We start from the raw sequence: 17,024 nt of genomic DNA, 5'->3' as shown, positions 1-17,024 counted from the left end.
CCATACTTTTGTGAAGATTTGGTAAAGATAGAAATTTTACAAATCAAAACTACCAGCTTAGCTGGTAGTTTGTGCAGCGCCTATAAGGCGCGAATACCGGCACGCCCCTATTGGGGCTCCGAATATTCCATCACATGCACCACTATCCCAACTACTGCTGAAGCAGTTTTTTATTTGTTTTTATTTACTGACTCTCCCGTAAACGGGTCATGGTATTCTTTTATACTTATTTGGTCAGCATAATAATCTTCTTTTAATTGATTTTGTATATATTCTTTTATTTTCTTTTCATTTCTGCCTACAGTATCTACATAGTATCCTCTACACCAAAAATGTCTGTTTCCATATTTATATTTTAAGTTGGCATGTCTATCGAATATTATCAGCGAACTTTTTCCTTTTAAATATCCCATTATTTGTGATATTGAATATTTTGGTGGTATTTCTACCAACATATGGACATGATCTGGGCATAACTCTGCTTCTATTATGTTTACTCCTTTTCTTGAACATAATTCTCGAAGTATGCTTCCTATATCTTTCCTTAGTTGTCTATATATTACTTGTCTTCTATATTTTGGCGCAAAAACTATATGATATTTGCATCTCCAGCTTGTATGTGATAAAGTATTTTTATCCATGATTACCTCCTTGTTTAATTGTGCATGTGACTATCACAATTATACTTTAAGGAGGTTTTCTTGGTGCTTGAAGCTAAAGCTAAATCCCTCCACCTGCATAGCAGGTGGTTTTTTGTTTCGCTCTCTTTCGTTCGCTCAACTCACTAAAGTGGACAAGAAAAATCCAAAGACCAGACTCGGTCAATGGATTTTATTTTTTTATACAACTATATTTAAAATCTTTCCTGGAACATAGATTACCTTTCTAAGTTCTTTATCTTTGATATAGGTATTTACATTTTTATCTAGGTTAGCAAGAGCTAGGGCTTCTATTTGGGTAGCAGTTTTTGAAATTGTAATCTTGCCACGCATCTTGCCATTAACTTGAACTGGAAGGTCTACTGTATCAAGGCTAAGCTTGTTTTCATCATAAGTAGGCCAAGTAGTATCTGTTAACCTTCCTTCAAAGCCTGCCATTTCCCAAAGCTCTTCTGTAAGGTGAGGAGCAACTGGATTTAATAAAGTAATGTAGGTCTTGAAATCTTTTTTAGTAATTTTTCCAAGTGATCTCATCTCATTTGATAAAGTCATTAATTGAGCTATAGCTGTATTAAACTTGAGGTTTTCATAATCTTCGCTTACCTTTTTAATTGTTTGGTTGGTTAGGATTTCTAATTCTTTAGAATAATCATCTCCATCTTCCACTAGGTCTAGAAGGTTATAAACTCTTTCAAGATATTTCCTACAGCCCTTGACTCCCTCATCTGACCATTTTGCAACTGACGAGAAGTCTCCCATGAACATTTCATAAGTCCTAAGTGTATCTGCACCAAAATCTCTGATGATATCATCTGGATTAATTACATTTCCACGTGATTTACTCATCTTTTGTCCATCAGGACCTAGGATCATGCCGTGGCTTGTCCTCTTCATGTAAGGCTCTTTGGTAGGAACAACTCCAATGTCGTATAGGACCTTATGCCAAAATCTTGAATAGAGTAAGTGGAGAGTGGTATGTTCCATTCCTCCATTATACCAATCAACAGGTGTGTAATAATCAAGGGCTTCCTTGCTTGCAAGAGCTTCCTTGTTATATGGATCTACATATCTTAGGTAGTACCAAGATGATCCTGCCCATTGTGGCATGGTATCTGTCTCTCTTTTGGCAGGTTTGCCGCAGTGAGGACAGGTTGTGTTTACAAATTCGTCAATCTTTGCAAGTGGAGATTCACCTGTGGCTGTTGGTGTGTAAGACTCAATTTCAGGTAATTTTACTGGTAGGTCTTTTTCATCTACTGGCACCCAACCGCAGTCATCACAATAAACCATTGGAATTGGCTCACCCCAATATCTTTGTCTAGAAAATACCCAGTCACGGAGTTTGAAGTTTGTTTTTGCTTTGCCAAGAACTTTTTCTTCTATATATTCAATAGCTTTTTTCTTTGCCTCGCTTGCAGTAAGTCCATTTAAGAAATCAGAATTAATTGAAATTCCTTTTTCAATATCTGTAACAGGAAGGTCTTCTTCTGAGTCATATACACGGACGATTGGCATATCAAATTTCTTAGCAAATTCAAAGTCACGTTCATCGTGGGCAGGAACTGCCATGATAGCACCTGTACCATAACCCATTAAAACATAGTCAGAAACCCAAATTGGAATTTCTTTTTCATTTAGTGGATTAATTGCAGATAAACCATCAATCATAACACCTGTCTTATCCTTATTTAATTCTGATCTTTCAAAGTCAGATTTAAGACTTGCTTGGTGTTGATATTCTACAATTGCATCGTAGTTTTTAATTTCATCTTTATATTTTTCAAGGATTGGGTGTTCAGGAGATACAACCATGTAAGATACACCAAAAATTGTGTCAGGTCTGGTTGTATAAACTGTTAGCTTTTCTTCCTTGCCCTTGATTTTGAAATTAACATCTGCGCCGTGGCTTCTGCCAATCCAGTTGATTTGGCTAGTCTTTATCCTATCTTCAAAATCAACTCCCTCAAGGTCATCGATTAGCCTATCGGCATAGGCAGTTATCTTTAGCATCCATTGGTTTTTAAGTTTATGCTCAACATCTGCCCCACATCTTTCACACTTGCCGTCCACAACTTCTTCGTTTGCAAGACCTACAAGACAGGATGGACACCAGTTTACTGATGTTTCAGACTTATAGGCAAGGCCCATCTTATACATTTGTAGGAAAATCCATTGGGTCCACTTATAGTATTCTGGATCTGTTGTATTGATTTCCCTATCCCAGTCGAATGAGAAACCAATTGATTCCATTTGGCCCCTAAAGTGGTCGATGTTTTTTTCTGTAATAATAGCTGGGTGGATTTTGTTTTCTATTGCATAGTTTTCTGCTGGAAGGCCAAAGGCATCCCAACCCATAGTATAGATTACATTTTCTCCCTCAAGTCTTCTCTTACGAGCCACAACATCTATAGCTGTGTATGGACGTGGGTGGCCAACGTGAAGTCCTTGGCCTGATGGATAAGGAAATTCTACAAGTGGGTAAAATTTCTTTTTATTTGGATCTATTTCGGATTTAAAAGTTTTTTCTTCTTTCCATATTTTTTGCCATTTTTTCTCAATGGCATTTGGATTATATTCCCTCATCTTTCCTCCTAATTTTCCCTTGCAAAGGCGTTTACATATCTAGGATAGGCAATCACGTCCCTGATGTTTTTCATACCTGTTACATACATCATAGCTCTTTCAAAACCTAGACCGTATCCAGAGTGAACAACTGTACCAAATCTTCTTAGGTCAAGGTAGTTTTGGTATTCTTCTGGTTTTAAGCCATTATCAATCATGGATTTTACAAGTTCATCATATCTTTCTTCTCTTTGAGAACCACCGATTAATTCTCCAACTCCTGGCACAAGCATATCAAAAGCAGCAACAGTCTTACCGTCGTCGTTTCTCTTCATGTAGAAGGCCTTGATGTCTTTTGGATAATCTGTTACGAATACTGGACCACCTACGATTTTTTCTGATAGGTATCTTTCGTGTTCTGTTTGTAGGTCCATGCCCCATTCAACTGGGAATTCGAATTTTTCGCCAGATTCTTTTAGTAATTCAATAGCCTTTGTATAGGTAATTCTTGCAAATTCAGAATCACGAAGTTTTGTTAATCTTTCAATTAAGCCTTTGTCAATCCATTGGTTGAAGAATTCCATTTCATCTTTGGCATTTTCTAGGATATAGTCAATTGCATATTTAATCATATCTTCAGCTGTATCCATACATACATTGTAGTCTGCAAAGGCCATTTCAGGCTCTAGCATCCAAAATTCTGCAGCATGCCTTGGTGTGTTTGAAACTTCTGCCCTAAAAGTTGGACCAAAAGTATAAACATTACCAAAAGCAAGGGCATAGTCTTCTGCTTCAAGCTGACCAGATACTGTCATATAAGATTTTTTGCTAAAGAAGTCTTTATTGTAATCAACTTTACCATCTTCTCTTCTTGGTGGGTCATTAGGGTCTATTGTTGTTACGTTAAACATCTCACCAGCACCTTCAGCATCGCTTGCTGTGATGATTGGTGGGTTTACATAAACAAAGTCTCTTTCTTGGAAGAACTTATGAAGACCAAAGGCTAGGATTGAACGAAGTCTAAAAACAGCCCTGTAGGTATTTGTTCTTGGTCTAAGATGTGGGATAGTTCTCATAAATTCAAAGGTTTGTCTTTGCTTTTGAATTGGGAATTTTTCTGATGATTCGCCTAAAACGCTAACCTTATTTGCTTGGATTTCGTAAGGATTTTTGTTATTACCTGTTGCTACAAATTTTCCTTCTACACTTAGACTTGCAGATAGGTGTTGTTTGTCAAGTTCGTCGTAGTTTTCGATTTCTTTACCAACTACAACTTGGATGTTCTTAAAAGTAGAACCATCATTTAGGTCGATAAAACCTACGTTTTTGCTAAATCTTGAGTTTCTTATCCAACCTTCGATTTTTACTTCCTTATCAACAAAGCTATCAGCTTCTCTCATTAATTCTCTAATCTTCATTTTTGCCTTCCTTTATTTTTTCTAATCTTTCGATCATTTCTTTTTCATAGCCTAAATATTTTGCCTGGTAAAATTTTTCACCAGCAAAATCATCTGGCAAGTAGTTTGTGTCTACATAACCGCCGTGGTCGTGCGGATATAAGTATTCTTCTGTAATCAGATTTTTACTTCCTGCGTAATGGCTATCCTTTAATTTATTTGGTACGGTCTTATCCTGGTTGGTTCTTACAAAGTCAAGGGCCTTATCAATTGCAAGATAAGTTGAATTACTCTTTATTGCTGCCGCTAGGTAGGTTACCGTTTGGGCAAGGATAATCCTTGCTTCAGGCATACCTATCTTGTTTACCGCCTCAAAAGTCGAATTTGCCAAAACCAAGGCAAAAGGATCTGCATTTGATATATCCTCTGCCGCAAAAATTATCATCCTTCTTGCTATAAATTTTATATCTTCTCCAGAAACTAGCATCTTTGCCAAATAATACAAACTCGCATCTATATCTGACCCTCTCATCGACTTTATAAAGGCCGATATGGTATCATAGTGCCTGTCACCATTTTTGTCATAAACAGCAATTTTTTTTGTTGTAGAATTCTCTATAGTTTCAGAGTCTATTTCTATTCTACCATCTTTTTCATTTTCTGAAAATATGGCGATTTCTAAGGCATTTAAAAGGGCTCTCGAATCACCATTTGAATATTTTATTAACTTATCCCTAGCAGCTTGGCTTAGGTTTATGTTTTTATTTTTTAAAACCTCATCAGTATTCAGGGCAAGATCAATCAAATCACTAAGATTTTTTTCTGTAAGTTCTTTTAATTCAAAGACATACATCCTTGAAATCAAAGCCTTATTTACCTCAAAATAAGGATTTTCTGTTGTTGCACCAATTAATATAATTGTGGCATCTTCCACAAAAGGTAAGAGGTAATCTTGCTGGCTCTTATTAAACCTATGGATCTCATCTACAAATAATATGGTTTTCTTATTTTCGTAGGACAGGTTATCCTTGGCTATCTGAATTTTTTCCTTAAGGTCAGATATCCCACTTGCCACAGCTGAGACTTCCTCAAAAGCCATGTTGGTTGAGTTTGAGATAATCTTTGCTAGGGTAGTCTTTCCTACACCAGGCGGCCCATAAAAAATCATTGAATAAATCCTATCAGCCTTGATCATCCTTCTTATGATTTTGCCCTCTCCTACCAAGTGGTCTTGACCTATGTATGCATCTAGGCTTTTTGGCCTAAGCCTATCAGCTAGAGGGGCAGATTTTTCTAATTCAATTTTTCTATTTAGTTCAAATAAATCCATTCTTCTTCCTTAAAGAAAAAAGATGCTAAGAATTAGCACCTTTATCATCTTTTAAATTTATAATCTCCTCATAGAAGGACTCCAAATCCTTAAATTCCCTATATACAGAAGCAAATCTGACATAGGCTACAGAATCAAGGTCTTTTAGCTCATCCATGACAAGCTCGCCTATATATGTTGAGGTCACTTCCTTTTTACCAGTGTGGTTGACTTTGGTTTCGATATTTTTTGCTACTTCTTCTATTTGATCCATAGATACTGGACGTTTTTGACAGGATTTCACTATACCTGATATGACCTTTCTTGGGTCAAAGGCTTCTCTAGTATTATCCTTTTTTATTATCATGACTGTAGAATCTTCATACCTTTCGTAGGTTGAAAATCTCTTGTCACAATCTTCGCAAAGCCTTCTCCTACGGATGGCCCTGTCGTCATCTGTCGACCTTGAGTCAACTACCCTAGTATTTGTTGAGTTGCAATAGGGACATCTCATCTTATTTTAAGAAGTCTGGAAGATCTATATCATCAAAAGGATTTGATGATTTTCTTTGTTGGCTAGGTTGGGAATTTCTTTGTGGAGCTCTTAGTTCATCAGCTCTGTTAGAATTTCTATCAGCCCTACGAGATCTAGAACTGTTGTCAAAACCTGTTGCGATAACAGTAATCTTGATTTCATCTCCTAGAGATTCATCTTGGCCAACACCAAAGATGATGTTTGCATCAGAGTCAATTGATTCTCTAATTAATTCTGCAGCTTCGTTTGCTTCCATTAAGCCAACTTCTGCAGCTGTTACGTTAAGAAGAACTGCGTTTGCTCCGTCAATGCTTGTTTCAAGTAGTGGAGAATTAACTGCAGCTTTAGCAGCGTCAACAGCTCTATTTTCTCCGCTTGCCCTGCCGATTCCCATGTGAGCAATACCTTGATCACTCATAATTGATTCAACGTCAGCAAAGTCAAGGTTGATTACATTTGGAACTGCGATTAGCTCTGAAATACCGCTAACAGCATCCATAAGTACTTGGTCAGCCATTTGGAAAGCTTCAACCATTGATGTTCTTTTTTCAACTATTTGTAAAAGTCTATCATTTGGAATAGTGATAAGTGTATCTACATTTTCCTTTAGTTTTTCAATACCTGCTTCTGCTTGAGTTGCTCTTTTTCTACCTTCAAATGTGAATGGTTTTGTAACTACACCTACAGTTAGGATGTCCATTTCTTTAGCAACTTGAGCTACGATTGGAGCTGCACCTGTGCCTGTACCACCGCCCATACCGGCTGTGATAAATACCATGTCAGCGCCCTTGATTGCTTCTTCAATTTCGCCCTTAGATTCTTCTGCTGCTTTTTCTCCAACACTTGGATTTGCACCAGCACCAAGACCTCTAGTTAGTTTTTCACCAATTTGTAGTCTTAAATCTGCGTTTGATTCTTGAAGTGTTTGTAGGTCTGTATTTAGAGCTAAAAACTCTACTCCTGATAGTCCGTTGTCTCTCATTCTGCTGATAGCATTGTTGCCACCACCACCAACTCCTATAACTTTAATCTTAGCTAAAGAGTTGTTGTCCATATCAATGTTAATATTTGCCATAAAATCCCCCATTGTTTTATTCTACTTATTAAGATTTTTACTAAAAGACTTCTATTTTACAACCACAAGAGGATTATCTCCATTGTTTAAGTTGATGCTTACAGCTTCTAGTCCCTTGCTTTTAATGTCTTGTAAAATTTTCTCCAGCAATTTAATTTTATAAGAAATATTATTTAAATCGCCAAATTTAACCTCAATATCTTGTATCATTATACCAATATCAAGCTTATTTTCCAAATTTAATTGGCTTAGGCTCCCTATTAAAGAGGAAGCTTGCAATTCTTTGATAAAATCCCCTATTGCCTGTGATGAAGTGAAACTTTGGCCAAGAGTAGTTTCTACACCCTTGGTTTTTATTTCTATAAGCTTCGCCTCCTTGCTATAAGGCTTTTTATCTGTAACCAATCCGTTATTTGTCACAATAATTTCCTTGCCGTATTTTTTAATTACAAACATAGGAAAATCTTCTTCAACCTTAACAGATAACATCTTTGGAAAAACCTTCCTCACCTTGGCCGATTTTATATACTCTAAATTTTCTATATCTTCTTCGTACTTAGTCGGATTATATAATAAAATATTTTTGCCTAGAGGTGACTTAAGTTTTTTTATAATCTCAGTATCCTCAGTAACCCTATTTCCATTTATGTATATATCCTGGATTTTCATAAAAGGGTGGGTGTAGAGATTGTAAAAAACTCCCAATAAAAAAGCCAAAACTAAGAGAAAAATAAAGGCTTTCGAATTCCCTCTTTTTTCTTCTTCCAAACTGCGTTTTTTGGCTATATATTTTTTGTTAAATACTCTAGATCCTTTTTTTATTAACCTATCGTCGTTTTTATTTGTCATCTATATTAGCTCTTCGATTTGCTGGTAAATCTTGTCTAAGGCATCTTCATCAGCAAGGTCGTAAGCCTTCTCCCCCATTTGCTTAATTTTTTCTCTATCTTTTATTATACTCATAATCTCTTTTTTTAGGAGGGAGCCAGATAAATCTTTTTCTAAAATCATTAGACTTGCTCCATGATCGACATAGGTACGGGCATTGTATTCCTGATGGTTTTCAGTTGTGTAGGCTTTTGGAATCAAAATCGAAGGTCTACCAACAGAAGATATTTCAGCCAAACTCATAGCTCCGCTTGAAGCAATGACTAAGTCTGATACCCCATAGAACAAATCAATATTATCTATATAAGCAAAGGCTTTAAGGTATTTCGATTTATGAGCCTTATTAAGAAAATCATCATAAAACCTATTTCCTGTTTGGTGGAGGAGATAAAATTCTCCATTTAAATCCCCGCTCATTTCTATAACCGCCTTATTTAAGGCGAAAGAACCATTTGATCCGCCAAAGGAAAATACAACTGGAATAGATTTGTCAATGCCTAGTTGATTTAGGTCTTCATCCGTAAATGACAAATCAAAATTATTCCTAACTGGATTTCCTGTAACTACAATATTGTCTTTGTTTTTAAAATGTGCGGCAGCTTCCTTGTAGGAAATCAAAACCCTGTCGACTTTTTTTGATAAAAATTTAGAAGCCATTCCTGGATAAGAATTTGATTCGTGAACAATTGATGGTATTTTTGCTTTGCTTGCTTGGTATAAAATTGGGGCACAAACATAACCGCCTGTTCCAATTACAAGGTCTGGCTTAAAATCTTTGATGATTTTTTTTGCTTCCTTAAAACCCTTAAGATTTGTGGCTAGGGCCTTAAAAAGCCTTTTATTGATTTTTCTAGGAATCCCCATAGCTTCAATAGCTTTAAATTCATAGCCATTTTTTGCAGCAATCTTCTCTTCTGGGCCACCCTTAATTCCAACATAAATTATCTGGCTATCTGGTTTTTCTTCCATGATTTTTTGTCCAATAGCAATGGCCGGATAGATATGTCCACCCGTTCCACCACCTGATAGTATTACTCTCATTTTTCTTCCAATCTATTTACAAGGGCCTTAAACTCATCTCCCCTTACCTCATAAGATTTATACATATCCCAAGAAGCACTAGCTGGAGAAAGTAAGACCACATCGCCCTTTTCACCGTTTTCATATGCTGTATCAATTGCTTCTTTCATATCCTTAACCAAAATATATTTAATCTGGTATTTTTCGCACAAAAGCCTTAATTTTTCCTTGGTCGCTCCCATTAGAACCATGATCTTGCCATTTTTCTTAAAAGCCTTAACAAAATCAGTGTAGTCAATATGTTTATCATAGCCACCTGCAATTATAAGTATTGGTCTATCAAAACTTTCTATTGCCTTTACAGAGCTATCTACGTTTGTTCCCTTAGAATCATTGTAAAAATCTATTCCATCAAGGGTCCTCACATATTCAAGTCTATGGGAAATTGATTTGAAAGTTTTTACTGCTTTAACAATATCAACTAAATCTAAGCCATACAAATAAGTAAGCAATATCGCAGCCATAACATTCTCGTAATTGTGGTTTCCAATTACAGATAAGTCTCTAACATCTAGGATTTCTGCAATATTACAACCGCCATTTCTAAAGCAGATTTTATTATCATCAAGGAAAAGACCCCTTTCCACCATATTTTGGCTTGAAAACTCATAAACTTGAGCCTTAAAATCTCCCAAATGGTTCTGGCTTATCTCATCTTCGTGGTTAATAACCAAAAAGTCGTTTTCATCTTGATTTGACGCAAGTTTTAATTTGCTATCTATATAATCTTCAAAAGATCCATGCCAATCTATGTGATCTTCTTTGATATTTAAAATTGCACCAATATGTGGTTTATAAGTCTGTGTATCATGAAGTTGAAAAGATGAAAGTTCTTCTACAAAAACTCCTTTCTTATCATACATCTGCCACAAAATTCCCTCACCGATATTTCCTACAGCGTAAGCAGGATGACCACACTCATTTAAAATATGAGTGACCATAGAAGTTGTAGAAGTCTTACCATTTGTGCCTGTTATAGCAATTTTTTCCTTATCTGGAAAAAGTCTCTGACTTGCTTCTATATCAGATATTATTTCATTATCTTTTTCTAAAATTTTCACAATATCATCACTTGGCTTGATTCCAGGCGATTTTAAAACAAAGTCGTATTTGCCAAAATTTTCATCAGAAATAGGGCTATAGTCATAGCCCTCAAGTTCTTTAATATTTTTTTTATTTTTATCATAGGTGTAAACTTCATATCCAAGCTTATCTAAAGCCTTAACTGAAGATATTCCTGTTACACCGAGTCCGTAAACTAAAACTTTTTTCATAGTATTGCCACCAAAGTAATTAGACATAGGATCGTAGATAAAATCATAAATCCTACTACAATTTTTTGCTCCTTATAACCTTTTAATTCAAAATGATGATGGATAGGTGTCATTAGAAATACTCTTTTCTTATTCCTATACCTATAAGAAATGACCTGGATAATTACAGATAAGGTCTCCATCACATATACTCCTCCAAATATCACAAGATATATTGGAATTTTTAGGTTAATGGCAAGGGCCACTACAGCTCCACCAATAGCCATTGATCCAGTATCTCCCATAAAAACGCTGGCTGGATTTGAATTGAAAATTAAAAATCCTAGAATTGCGCCTAGCATAATTACAGCAAATAATTTATTTGTTCCACTTCCTGCAAGAATTGCAAGAGTTATAAAAACTGGAATAGACACACTTACCAAGAGTCCATCAAGCCCGTCAGTTAGGTTTGTGGCGTTTGAAGTTCCTACAATTATAAAAATCATTATAGGAATACCAAGGACTGACACTGGTAGGTAGGTAGTTGTAAATGGTATTAAAAGTTTAGTTATAGATTCTTTGTCATTTAAATATGCAAGGATTGTTATTAAGGCTGCCAAGGCAAATTGTAAAACCAATTTTTGTTTAGGTTTAAGGCCTTCAGACTGGTGGAGAACAAGTTTTCTAAAGTCATCAATAAAACCAATTGCTCCAAATCCCAACATAGAAATAACTAAGATAAAAGTTTCTAGATTTTTTGGTAGAATAATTAGACTCATAGCAAAGGCTACTATTATAAATATAATCCCGCCCATAGTAGGTGTGCCTGCCTTAGCCATGTGGCTTTGAGGTCCTACCTTTCTGATATTTTGTCCAATTTTCTTTCTTTCAAGCATGGGAATTATGACTTTCCCAAGTCCCATACTCAAACAAATGCCAATAATAGTTATTAAATATATATTGTCCATAATAATTCCTAACGGCAGTTAATTATTTTTGTCATTTTTATAAACCATGCCCAAATCTTCGATAGCATATCTTTGAATCCTGTTTAGGTCAATTGCCTCATCAAGATTATCTTGAAGTCTGTTTCTTTGGAGCTCATAGCTTACAATTTCTGCCTGTAGTCTATTATACTCAAATCTGTCATTTGACAAGTTAATTCTCTTAATTATTAATAGAGTTGTCAAAGCTCCTATAAAGGCAAAAACCAATAAAGAAATAGCGTATTTTACCTTCCTATCTCTTTTCCTAAGCTTATCTACCTGGTATGACCTCATAACTTTTGGTTTTTCCTTGACTTTGAGTCTGACACGGTTTTTATTATTATTTTTTACTAATCTTTTTTCAAAACGTTCAGCCATATCATATCCTTTGACATACTCTTAATTTCGCAGGTTTTGACCTGGAATTTTCTTTTAGTTCATCAGCCTTAGCTGTAATTGGCTTTTTGGTAATGATTTTTACCTTAGCCTCGTGATTACATACACAGACTGGGATTTCTGGCGGGCATATACACCCTGTTGCCAAATCCTTAAATTTATTTTTAACTATCCTATCTTCTAAAGAATGGAAAGTAATTATCGCTAGTCTGCCATCTTTATCAATAAAATCTATTATTGTGTCGATTGCCTTTGTTAGGACATCAAGTTCCCTATTTACTTCGATTCGTAGGGCTTGAAATACTCTCTTCTCAGGATGAACTTCCGAAAATCTCGCAGATTTCATAACAATATTTCGGAGTTTGAAAGTGGTATTAATTCTTTCGGTTGCGCGAGCTTTTACAATATTTCTAGCTATGGCTTTGGAAAATCTTTCTTCACCGTAGTCGAAAAATATTCTAGAAAGCTCATCCTGGGAGTATTCATTGACAATTATTTCTGCTGTTAACTCATTTTGCCTATTCATTCTCATATCAAGAGGTCCATCGTGCATATAGGAAAATCCACGCTCTGGATTGTCAATTTGATACGAAGAAACGCCAATGTCCATTAGAGCACCATCAATTTTATCAAAACCTGCTTCAGTTAAAACCTTTCCTATGTTTTCAAAATTAGTATTGAAAAAAACCTTGTTGTCATAGTCCTTTAGGTTTTCTGAAGCCGCTTCAATGGCAGCTTTGTCTTGGTCTATGCCTATTAATAGTCCCTTTGGTGAAAGATTTTCTAAAATTAATTTAGAATGACCTCCCTTACCAAGGGTCAAATCTGCATAAATTCCATCAGGTTTTATATTTAAATTTTCTATACATTCCCTATAGAGAACTGGTGTATGTTCAAATTTCATATTATTCGTCCATAATATCGGACAAATTCACCTCGACTTCATTTATATATTCATCCCAGATATCCTTATCCCATATTTCTATGGTTGTGTTATTACCAATTATCATGGCCTCATCTGAGATCCCGGCATAGTCCTTCAAAGATTTGTTGATCAAAATCCTCCCTTGCTTATCAAGGTTGACTTTGACAGTGGATGAGAAAAATAGCCTTTTTATGGCACGATTTTTCTTATTTTCATAAACTAGTTGGTCAAGTGCGGCTGATCTTTTTTGAAATTCTTCCTCGGTATAAACAATAAGAGACTTTTCTGGCCCCTTAGTAAGGTAGAAATATCCGTCAAGATCTTCCCTAAAGTCACTAGGCATCATTATTCTATTCTTGTTATCCAATTTATGAATGTATTCACCTAGGAACATTTTGTACCACCTTTTACCACTATCTTCCACTTCATTTATATTTTATCCTATTTAGCAGAAAAAAGCAAACAAAAAGACCGGTTTTTATAACCGGTCGAAATCTTTATATTATTTAAATTTGATAATCTTATCTTCTTTTAGTTTTTTCTTTTCTTTATAAAAATGTGGTGGGAGATTTTCCCTCTTGGCATAAATTAATAAACAAACTCCTACAACCATAAATACGATTGAAACAAGCTGGGCTGTTCTTAGGCCAAATACATATAGGGAATCAGTTCTCAAACCTTCTACAAAAAATCTGACAAGGCCATAAGCAAGGAAATATATTCCTGAAATGAAACCCTTAGACGGATTTTTCTTTCTATAGAGAACCAAAAATAAAAATATCAAAAAGTCCCCAAAAGATTCGTAGAAAAATGTTGGATGGACCTTAACCCCATCAATGATAATTCCCCATGGAAGATCTGTTGGATAACCGTGGGCTTCGGCATTGGCAAAATTTCCCCAACGGCCAACTGCCTGAGCAAAAGCAAGGGATGGAGAAAGTATATCTGTAAGGTCAATCATTGGTATGTCACGCCTTTTACTAAAGATATATAGGGCGATTAAGCCAAAGATAATCCCCCCTTGGATGGCAAGACCTCCTCCTCTGATGTCGATAATTTCATTTGGATGGGCACCGTAGTAGTCCCATTCAAAAATCACATACCAAATCCTTGCACCAATTACTCCTACTGGAAGGATGGCAAAAAGAATATCGTCAACAATATCAGCCTTATAGCCCCTTCTTTCGAATTCTTTTTTTGCAAAAATCGCTGAAACGAGGATGCCAGCTACAATTATTATCCCGTACCAATAGACATCTAGGCCAAAGATTGTAAAGGCGACCCTATTTATGTCAAATTCCATCCTAGTCCTCGCTTGGGCTAGCCCAGTTGTTGTAGACTTCTTGGACGTCGTCGTTATCTTCAAGGGCGTCTACTAATTTGAAAAGTTTTTCATGATGGTCAGGGTCAACCTCAATTTCGTTTGCTAGGTAAGAAATATTTGCTCTTTCGATTTTATAGCCCATTTCCCTAAGTTTATCAACAGAATCGTTAAAATCACTTACTTCTGTTAGGGCTTCGAAGTATCCTTCTTCAAGGTCATCTACATCACTTGCACCCGCTTCTAAGGCATCCATCATAAATTCATCAAAATCCTTGCCTTCGCCATTTACAACAATTTCTCCTTTTTTCTCAAAAAGGAACATTACAGATCCGTCTGTACCGAGATTGCCACCAAATTTATCGAAGATATGTCTAATATCTGGTGCAGTCCTGTTTTTATTGTCAGTTAGGCAGTCAACTATAAAGGCAACTCCGCCTGGGCCGTAGCCTTCGTAGATAATTCTTTCAAAATTACCACCACCTGCCTCACCGCTTGCCTTTTTGATAGCCCTATCGATATTGTCATTTGGCATATTATCAGCCTTGGCCATTTCGATTGCAGTTTTAAGGCTGGCATTATAGTCAGGATCAAGTCCGCCTTCTCTAGCAGCTACTGTGATATTTCTAGCGTGTTTGGTGAAAATTTTGCCTTTTTTGGCATCTTCACTACCTTTTTTATTTTTGATTTTACTCCACTTATTATGTCCAGACATTTTTAACTCCTTACTTCATAGAGCATCAGCTCTTCTTTTTTATTTATAATAATATTTGCACTTGTCATATTTATTAGGTCTTCAGAAAATTTCTCGTACCTGTCACTTCTTACGTAAAGCTCAATTTTAACTTCATCTGTGTAAGCCTTGTCAATCACTTGGTACTTTTCTTCATTCAAATAATTTTCGATTTGACCTAGGATAGTATAAGACAAAATTAATTCTACTCTCAAATAGTCTCTTTTGTAAAGGGCATTTGGGCCGACTGTATCAGCCACTCCCTTGGTGTAGGCACGGATTAGCCCGCCCTTGCCAAGAAGTTTGCCTCCAAAATACCTTGTTACGACCACAGCTACATTTGTGACTTCCTCTTTTTCTAAAACTGATAACATAGGAAGTCCTGCAGAACCCTGGGGCTCGCCGTCGTCATTATATCTTTTAATTACAGGGGTTTTGTTAATTATATAGGCTGTGCAATTGTGAGTTGCGTCCTTATATTTTTCCCTAATTTCTTCTATAAATTCTATGGCTTCTTCTTCACTTTCAACGTGCTTAGCAGTTGTGATGAAGACTGATTTTTCAACCTCAAACTCAGAAACCACAGTACCCTTTATTGTCTTGTAGTCATTTGTTGATGTAGGATTCATACTTACCATAGTCTCCCTTATTTATCTCAAGGTTAATAATAGTCCCCTCATTATCATAATCTGTTTTTAGAATATCGTAATTGGTCATAAAATAATCAAGGACCGCTCCCTTAGAAAAAGGAATGTGCATGGTAACCTCTCTATAGTCTTCCTTGATGACCTTTACAATCTCATCTTTTAATCTCTCAAGATCCTTATCATCCTTAGCCGAGATAAAAATCCTCTCATAGTCCCTCTTGTACAAAGAAACCGCTGTATCATCCTTAATCCTATCCATCTTATTGAAAACATAGATTATTTCCTTATCATCCATCTCAATTTCAGATAGGGACTTGTCTATAGTTGCAATTTGCCCTTCTATATTATTTGAAGAATCAATTACAATTAAAAGCATATCAGCAAACTTGATTTCTTCTAGGGTTGTTAGGAAGGAATCATTTAATTCCTTTGATAGGTTGTCTATAAAACCAACAGTATCTGTAAGAGTGACCTTGGTATTTGAAAAATCAAGGCGTCTTGTGGATGTATCTAAGGTTGCGAAAAGAAGGTCATCAGAATAAACATATTTTTCTGACCCAAATAATTTCATCATTCCATTTAAGATCGTAGATTTTCCGGCATTTGTATAACCAACTAAGGAAATATTATAGGTACTATCCCTAGATTTACGATTTAGGCGCTTGGTTTTTTCTATATCTTTTAGGGCCTTTTCTAAGGACCTGATGTCCCTTTCAATAGCCCTCCTATCAGTCTCAAGCATGGTTTCACCTGGACCTCTGGTTCCAATTCCACCTGCCTGGCGTGATAGATAGGCAAACCACTTGTTTATCCTTGGTAGTTGGTATTTAAGTTGGGCTAGTTTTATTTTAAGCCTAGCTTCCTTGGTATGGGCCCTTTGGGCAAAAATATCCAAAATTAAAGATGTCCAGTCAACAACCTTTAGTTTTAATTCTTCTTCTAGGTTATATAATTGACTGGCCGATAATTCCACATCAAATATTACTGTCTTAACTTCTAATTTATCTGCCAAATCTCTGATTTCTTCAAGCTTGCCCTTGCCTATATAAAACCTTGGGTTAACCTTAGTCACAACTTGGCTTACAAAGGCAACTGACTCGCCACCAGCAGTGTTAATCAGAGATTCTAATTCATATATTTTTATTTCTTCGTCATCATCCTTACCTAGGACGTTGACTTGTATAACTTCTTGCATAAAAATCCTTTCCATTTCATTATACTTTTATCTAAAATTTAATAAAGGATGGAACTTACCCGC

General features: G+C 35.9%; 17 protein-coding genes. All 17 read right to left on the bottom strand.

Translation table 11 applies throughout. The features are described 5' to 3' along the window. Positions 1-170: 170 nt before the first annotated feature. The 17 genes from tnpA to hflX all read right to left on the bottom strand — a co-directional run bounded on the left by tnpA (position 171) and on the right by hflX (position 16,961). Positions 171-641 (bottom strand): IS200/IS605 family transposase, encoded by a 471-nt coding sequence (tnpA, locus tag K8P03_RS07715; RefSeq protein WP_223418082.1) that lies wholly within the window; start codon positions 639-641, stop codon positions 171-173. Positions 642-839: 198 nt separating this feature from the next. Further along, positions 840-3,242, bottom strand: coding sequence for a leucine--tRNA ligase (leuS, locus tag K8P03_RS07710; RefSeq protein ID WP_223420084.1), 2,403 nt, complete (start codon positions 3,240-3,242; stop codon positions 840-842). Positions 3,243-3,250: 8 nt separating this feature from the next. Beyond that, positions 3,251-4,639, bottom strand: coding sequence for an asparagine--tRNA ligase (asnS, locus tag K8P03_RS07705; RefSeq protein WP_223420082.1), 1,389 nt, complete (start codon positions 4,637-4,639; stop codon positions 3,251-3,253). Next, on the bottom strand, positions 4,629-5,948 hold the full coding sequence (locus tag K8P03_RS07700) for a replication-associated recombination protein A (RefSeq protein ID WP_223420079.1): 1,320 nt from the start codon (positions 5,946-5,948) through the stop codon (positions 4,629-4,631). Before K8P03_RS07700 ends, asnS begins: the two co-directional genes overlap by 11 nt. A gap of 25 nt (positions 5,949-5,973) precedes the next feature. Further along, complete coding sequence (gene nrdR, locus K8P03_RS07695; protein WP_223420076.1) at positions 5,974-6,441, bottom strand: transcriptional regulator NrdR; 468 nt, start codon at positions 6,439-6,441, stop codon at positions 5,974-5,976. Position 6,442: 1 nt separating this feature from the next. After that, positions 6,443-7,537, bottom strand: coding sequence for a cell division protein FtsZ (gene ftsZ / locus K8P03_RS07690; protein ID WP_223420073.1), 1,095 nt, complete (start codon positions 7,535-7,537; stop codon positions 6,443-6,445). A gap of 51 nt (positions 7,538-7,588) precedes the next feature. Then, positions 7,589-8,386 carry a cell division protein FtsQ/DivIB gene (locus K8P03_RS07685; protein WP_223420071.1) on the bottom strand — a complete coding sequence of 266 codons (798 nt, stop codon included), beginning with the start codon at positions 8,384-8,386 and terminating at the stop codon, positions 7,589-7,591. After that, a complete protein-coding gene (gene murG, locus K8P03_RS07680) occupies positions 8,387-9,466 on the bottom strand; it encodes an undecaprenyldiphospho-muramoylpentapeptide beta-N-acetylglucosaminyltransferase (RefSeq protein ID WP_223420069.1) in 1,080 nt (359 codons plus the stop codon). Further along, positions 9,463-10,779: a UDP-N-acetylmuramoyl-L-alanine--D-glutamate ligase gene (gene murD, locus K8P03_RS07675; protein WP_223420067.1), complete on the bottom strand. Its 1,317-nt coding sequence runs from the start codon at positions 10,777-10,779 to the stop codon at positions 9,463-9,465. Before murD ends, murG begins: the two co-directional genes overlap by 4 nt. Next, positions 10,776-11,726: a phospho-N-acetylmuramoyl-pentapeptide-transferase gene (gene mraY / locus K8P03_RS07670; protein WP_223420065.1), complete on the bottom strand. Its 951-nt coding sequence runs from the start codon at positions 11,724-11,726 to the stop codon at positions 10,776-10,778. Before mraY ends, murD begins: the two co-directional genes overlap by 4 nt. A gap of 18 nt (positions 11,727-11,744) precedes the next feature. After that, entirely contained in the window at positions 11,745-12,122 is a 378-nt protein-coding gene (locus tag K8P03_RS07665) for a hypothetical protein (protein ID WP_223420063.1), read from the bottom strand. A gap of 1 nt (position 12,123) precedes the next feature. Then, positions 12,124-13,044 carry a 16S rRNA (cytosine(1402)-N(4))-methyltransferase RsmH gene (rsmH, locus tag K8P03_RS07660; RefSeq protein ID WP_223420061.1) on the bottom strand — a complete coding sequence of 307 codons (921 nt, stop codon included), beginning with the start codon at positions 13,042-13,044 and terminating at the stop codon, positions 12,124-12,126. A 1-nt stretch (position 13,045) separates the two neighbouring features. Continuing rightward, the gene (gene mraZ / locus K8P03_RS07655) at positions 13,046-13,459 is read right to left on the bottom strand and encodes a division/cell wall cluster transcriptional repressor MraZ (RefSeq protein WP_223420058.1); all 414 of its coding nucleotides are present in this window, start codon (positions 13,457-13,459) and stop codon (positions 13,046-13,048) included. Positions 13,460-13,567: 108 nt separating this feature from the next. Continuing rightward, positions 13,568-14,368, bottom strand: a complete 801-nt coding sequence (gene lgt, locus K8P03_RS07650; protein ID WP_223420056.1) for a prolipoprotein diacylglyceryl transferase — start codon at positions 14,366-14,368, stop codon at positions 13,568-13,570. Between the two features lies 1 nt (position 14,369). Next, positions 14,370-15,101, bottom strand: coding sequence for a YebC/PmpR family DNA-binding transcriptional regulator (locus K8P03_RS07645; RefSeq protein WP_223420054.1), 732 nt, complete (start codon positions 15,099-15,101; stop codon positions 14,370-14,372). A 2-nt stretch (positions 15,102-15,103) separates the two neighbouring features. Next, complete coding sequence (locus K8P03_RS07640) at positions 15,104-15,748, bottom strand: YigZ family protein (RefSeq protein ID WP_223420052.1); 645 nt, start codon at positions 15,746-15,748, stop codon at positions 15,104-15,106. Then, a complete protein-coding gene (gene hflX / locus K8P03_RS07635; RefSeq protein ID WP_223420050.1) occupies positions 15,726-16,961 on the bottom strand; it encodes a GTPase HflX in 1,236 nt (411 codons plus the stop codon). The genes K8P03_RS07640 and hflX overlap by 23 nt, the downstream gene beginning before the upstream one ends. Positions 16,962-17,024 lie beyond the last annotated feature (63 nt).

Origin of the sequence: Anaerococcus murdochii (genome assembly GCF_019957155.1) — a bacterium.
Classification (GTDB): Bacteria; Bacillota; Clostridia; order Tissierellales; family Peptoniphilaceae; genus Anaerococcus; species Anaerococcus murdochii.
This window is presented reverse-complemented; position numbering and strand designations above follow the sequence as displayed.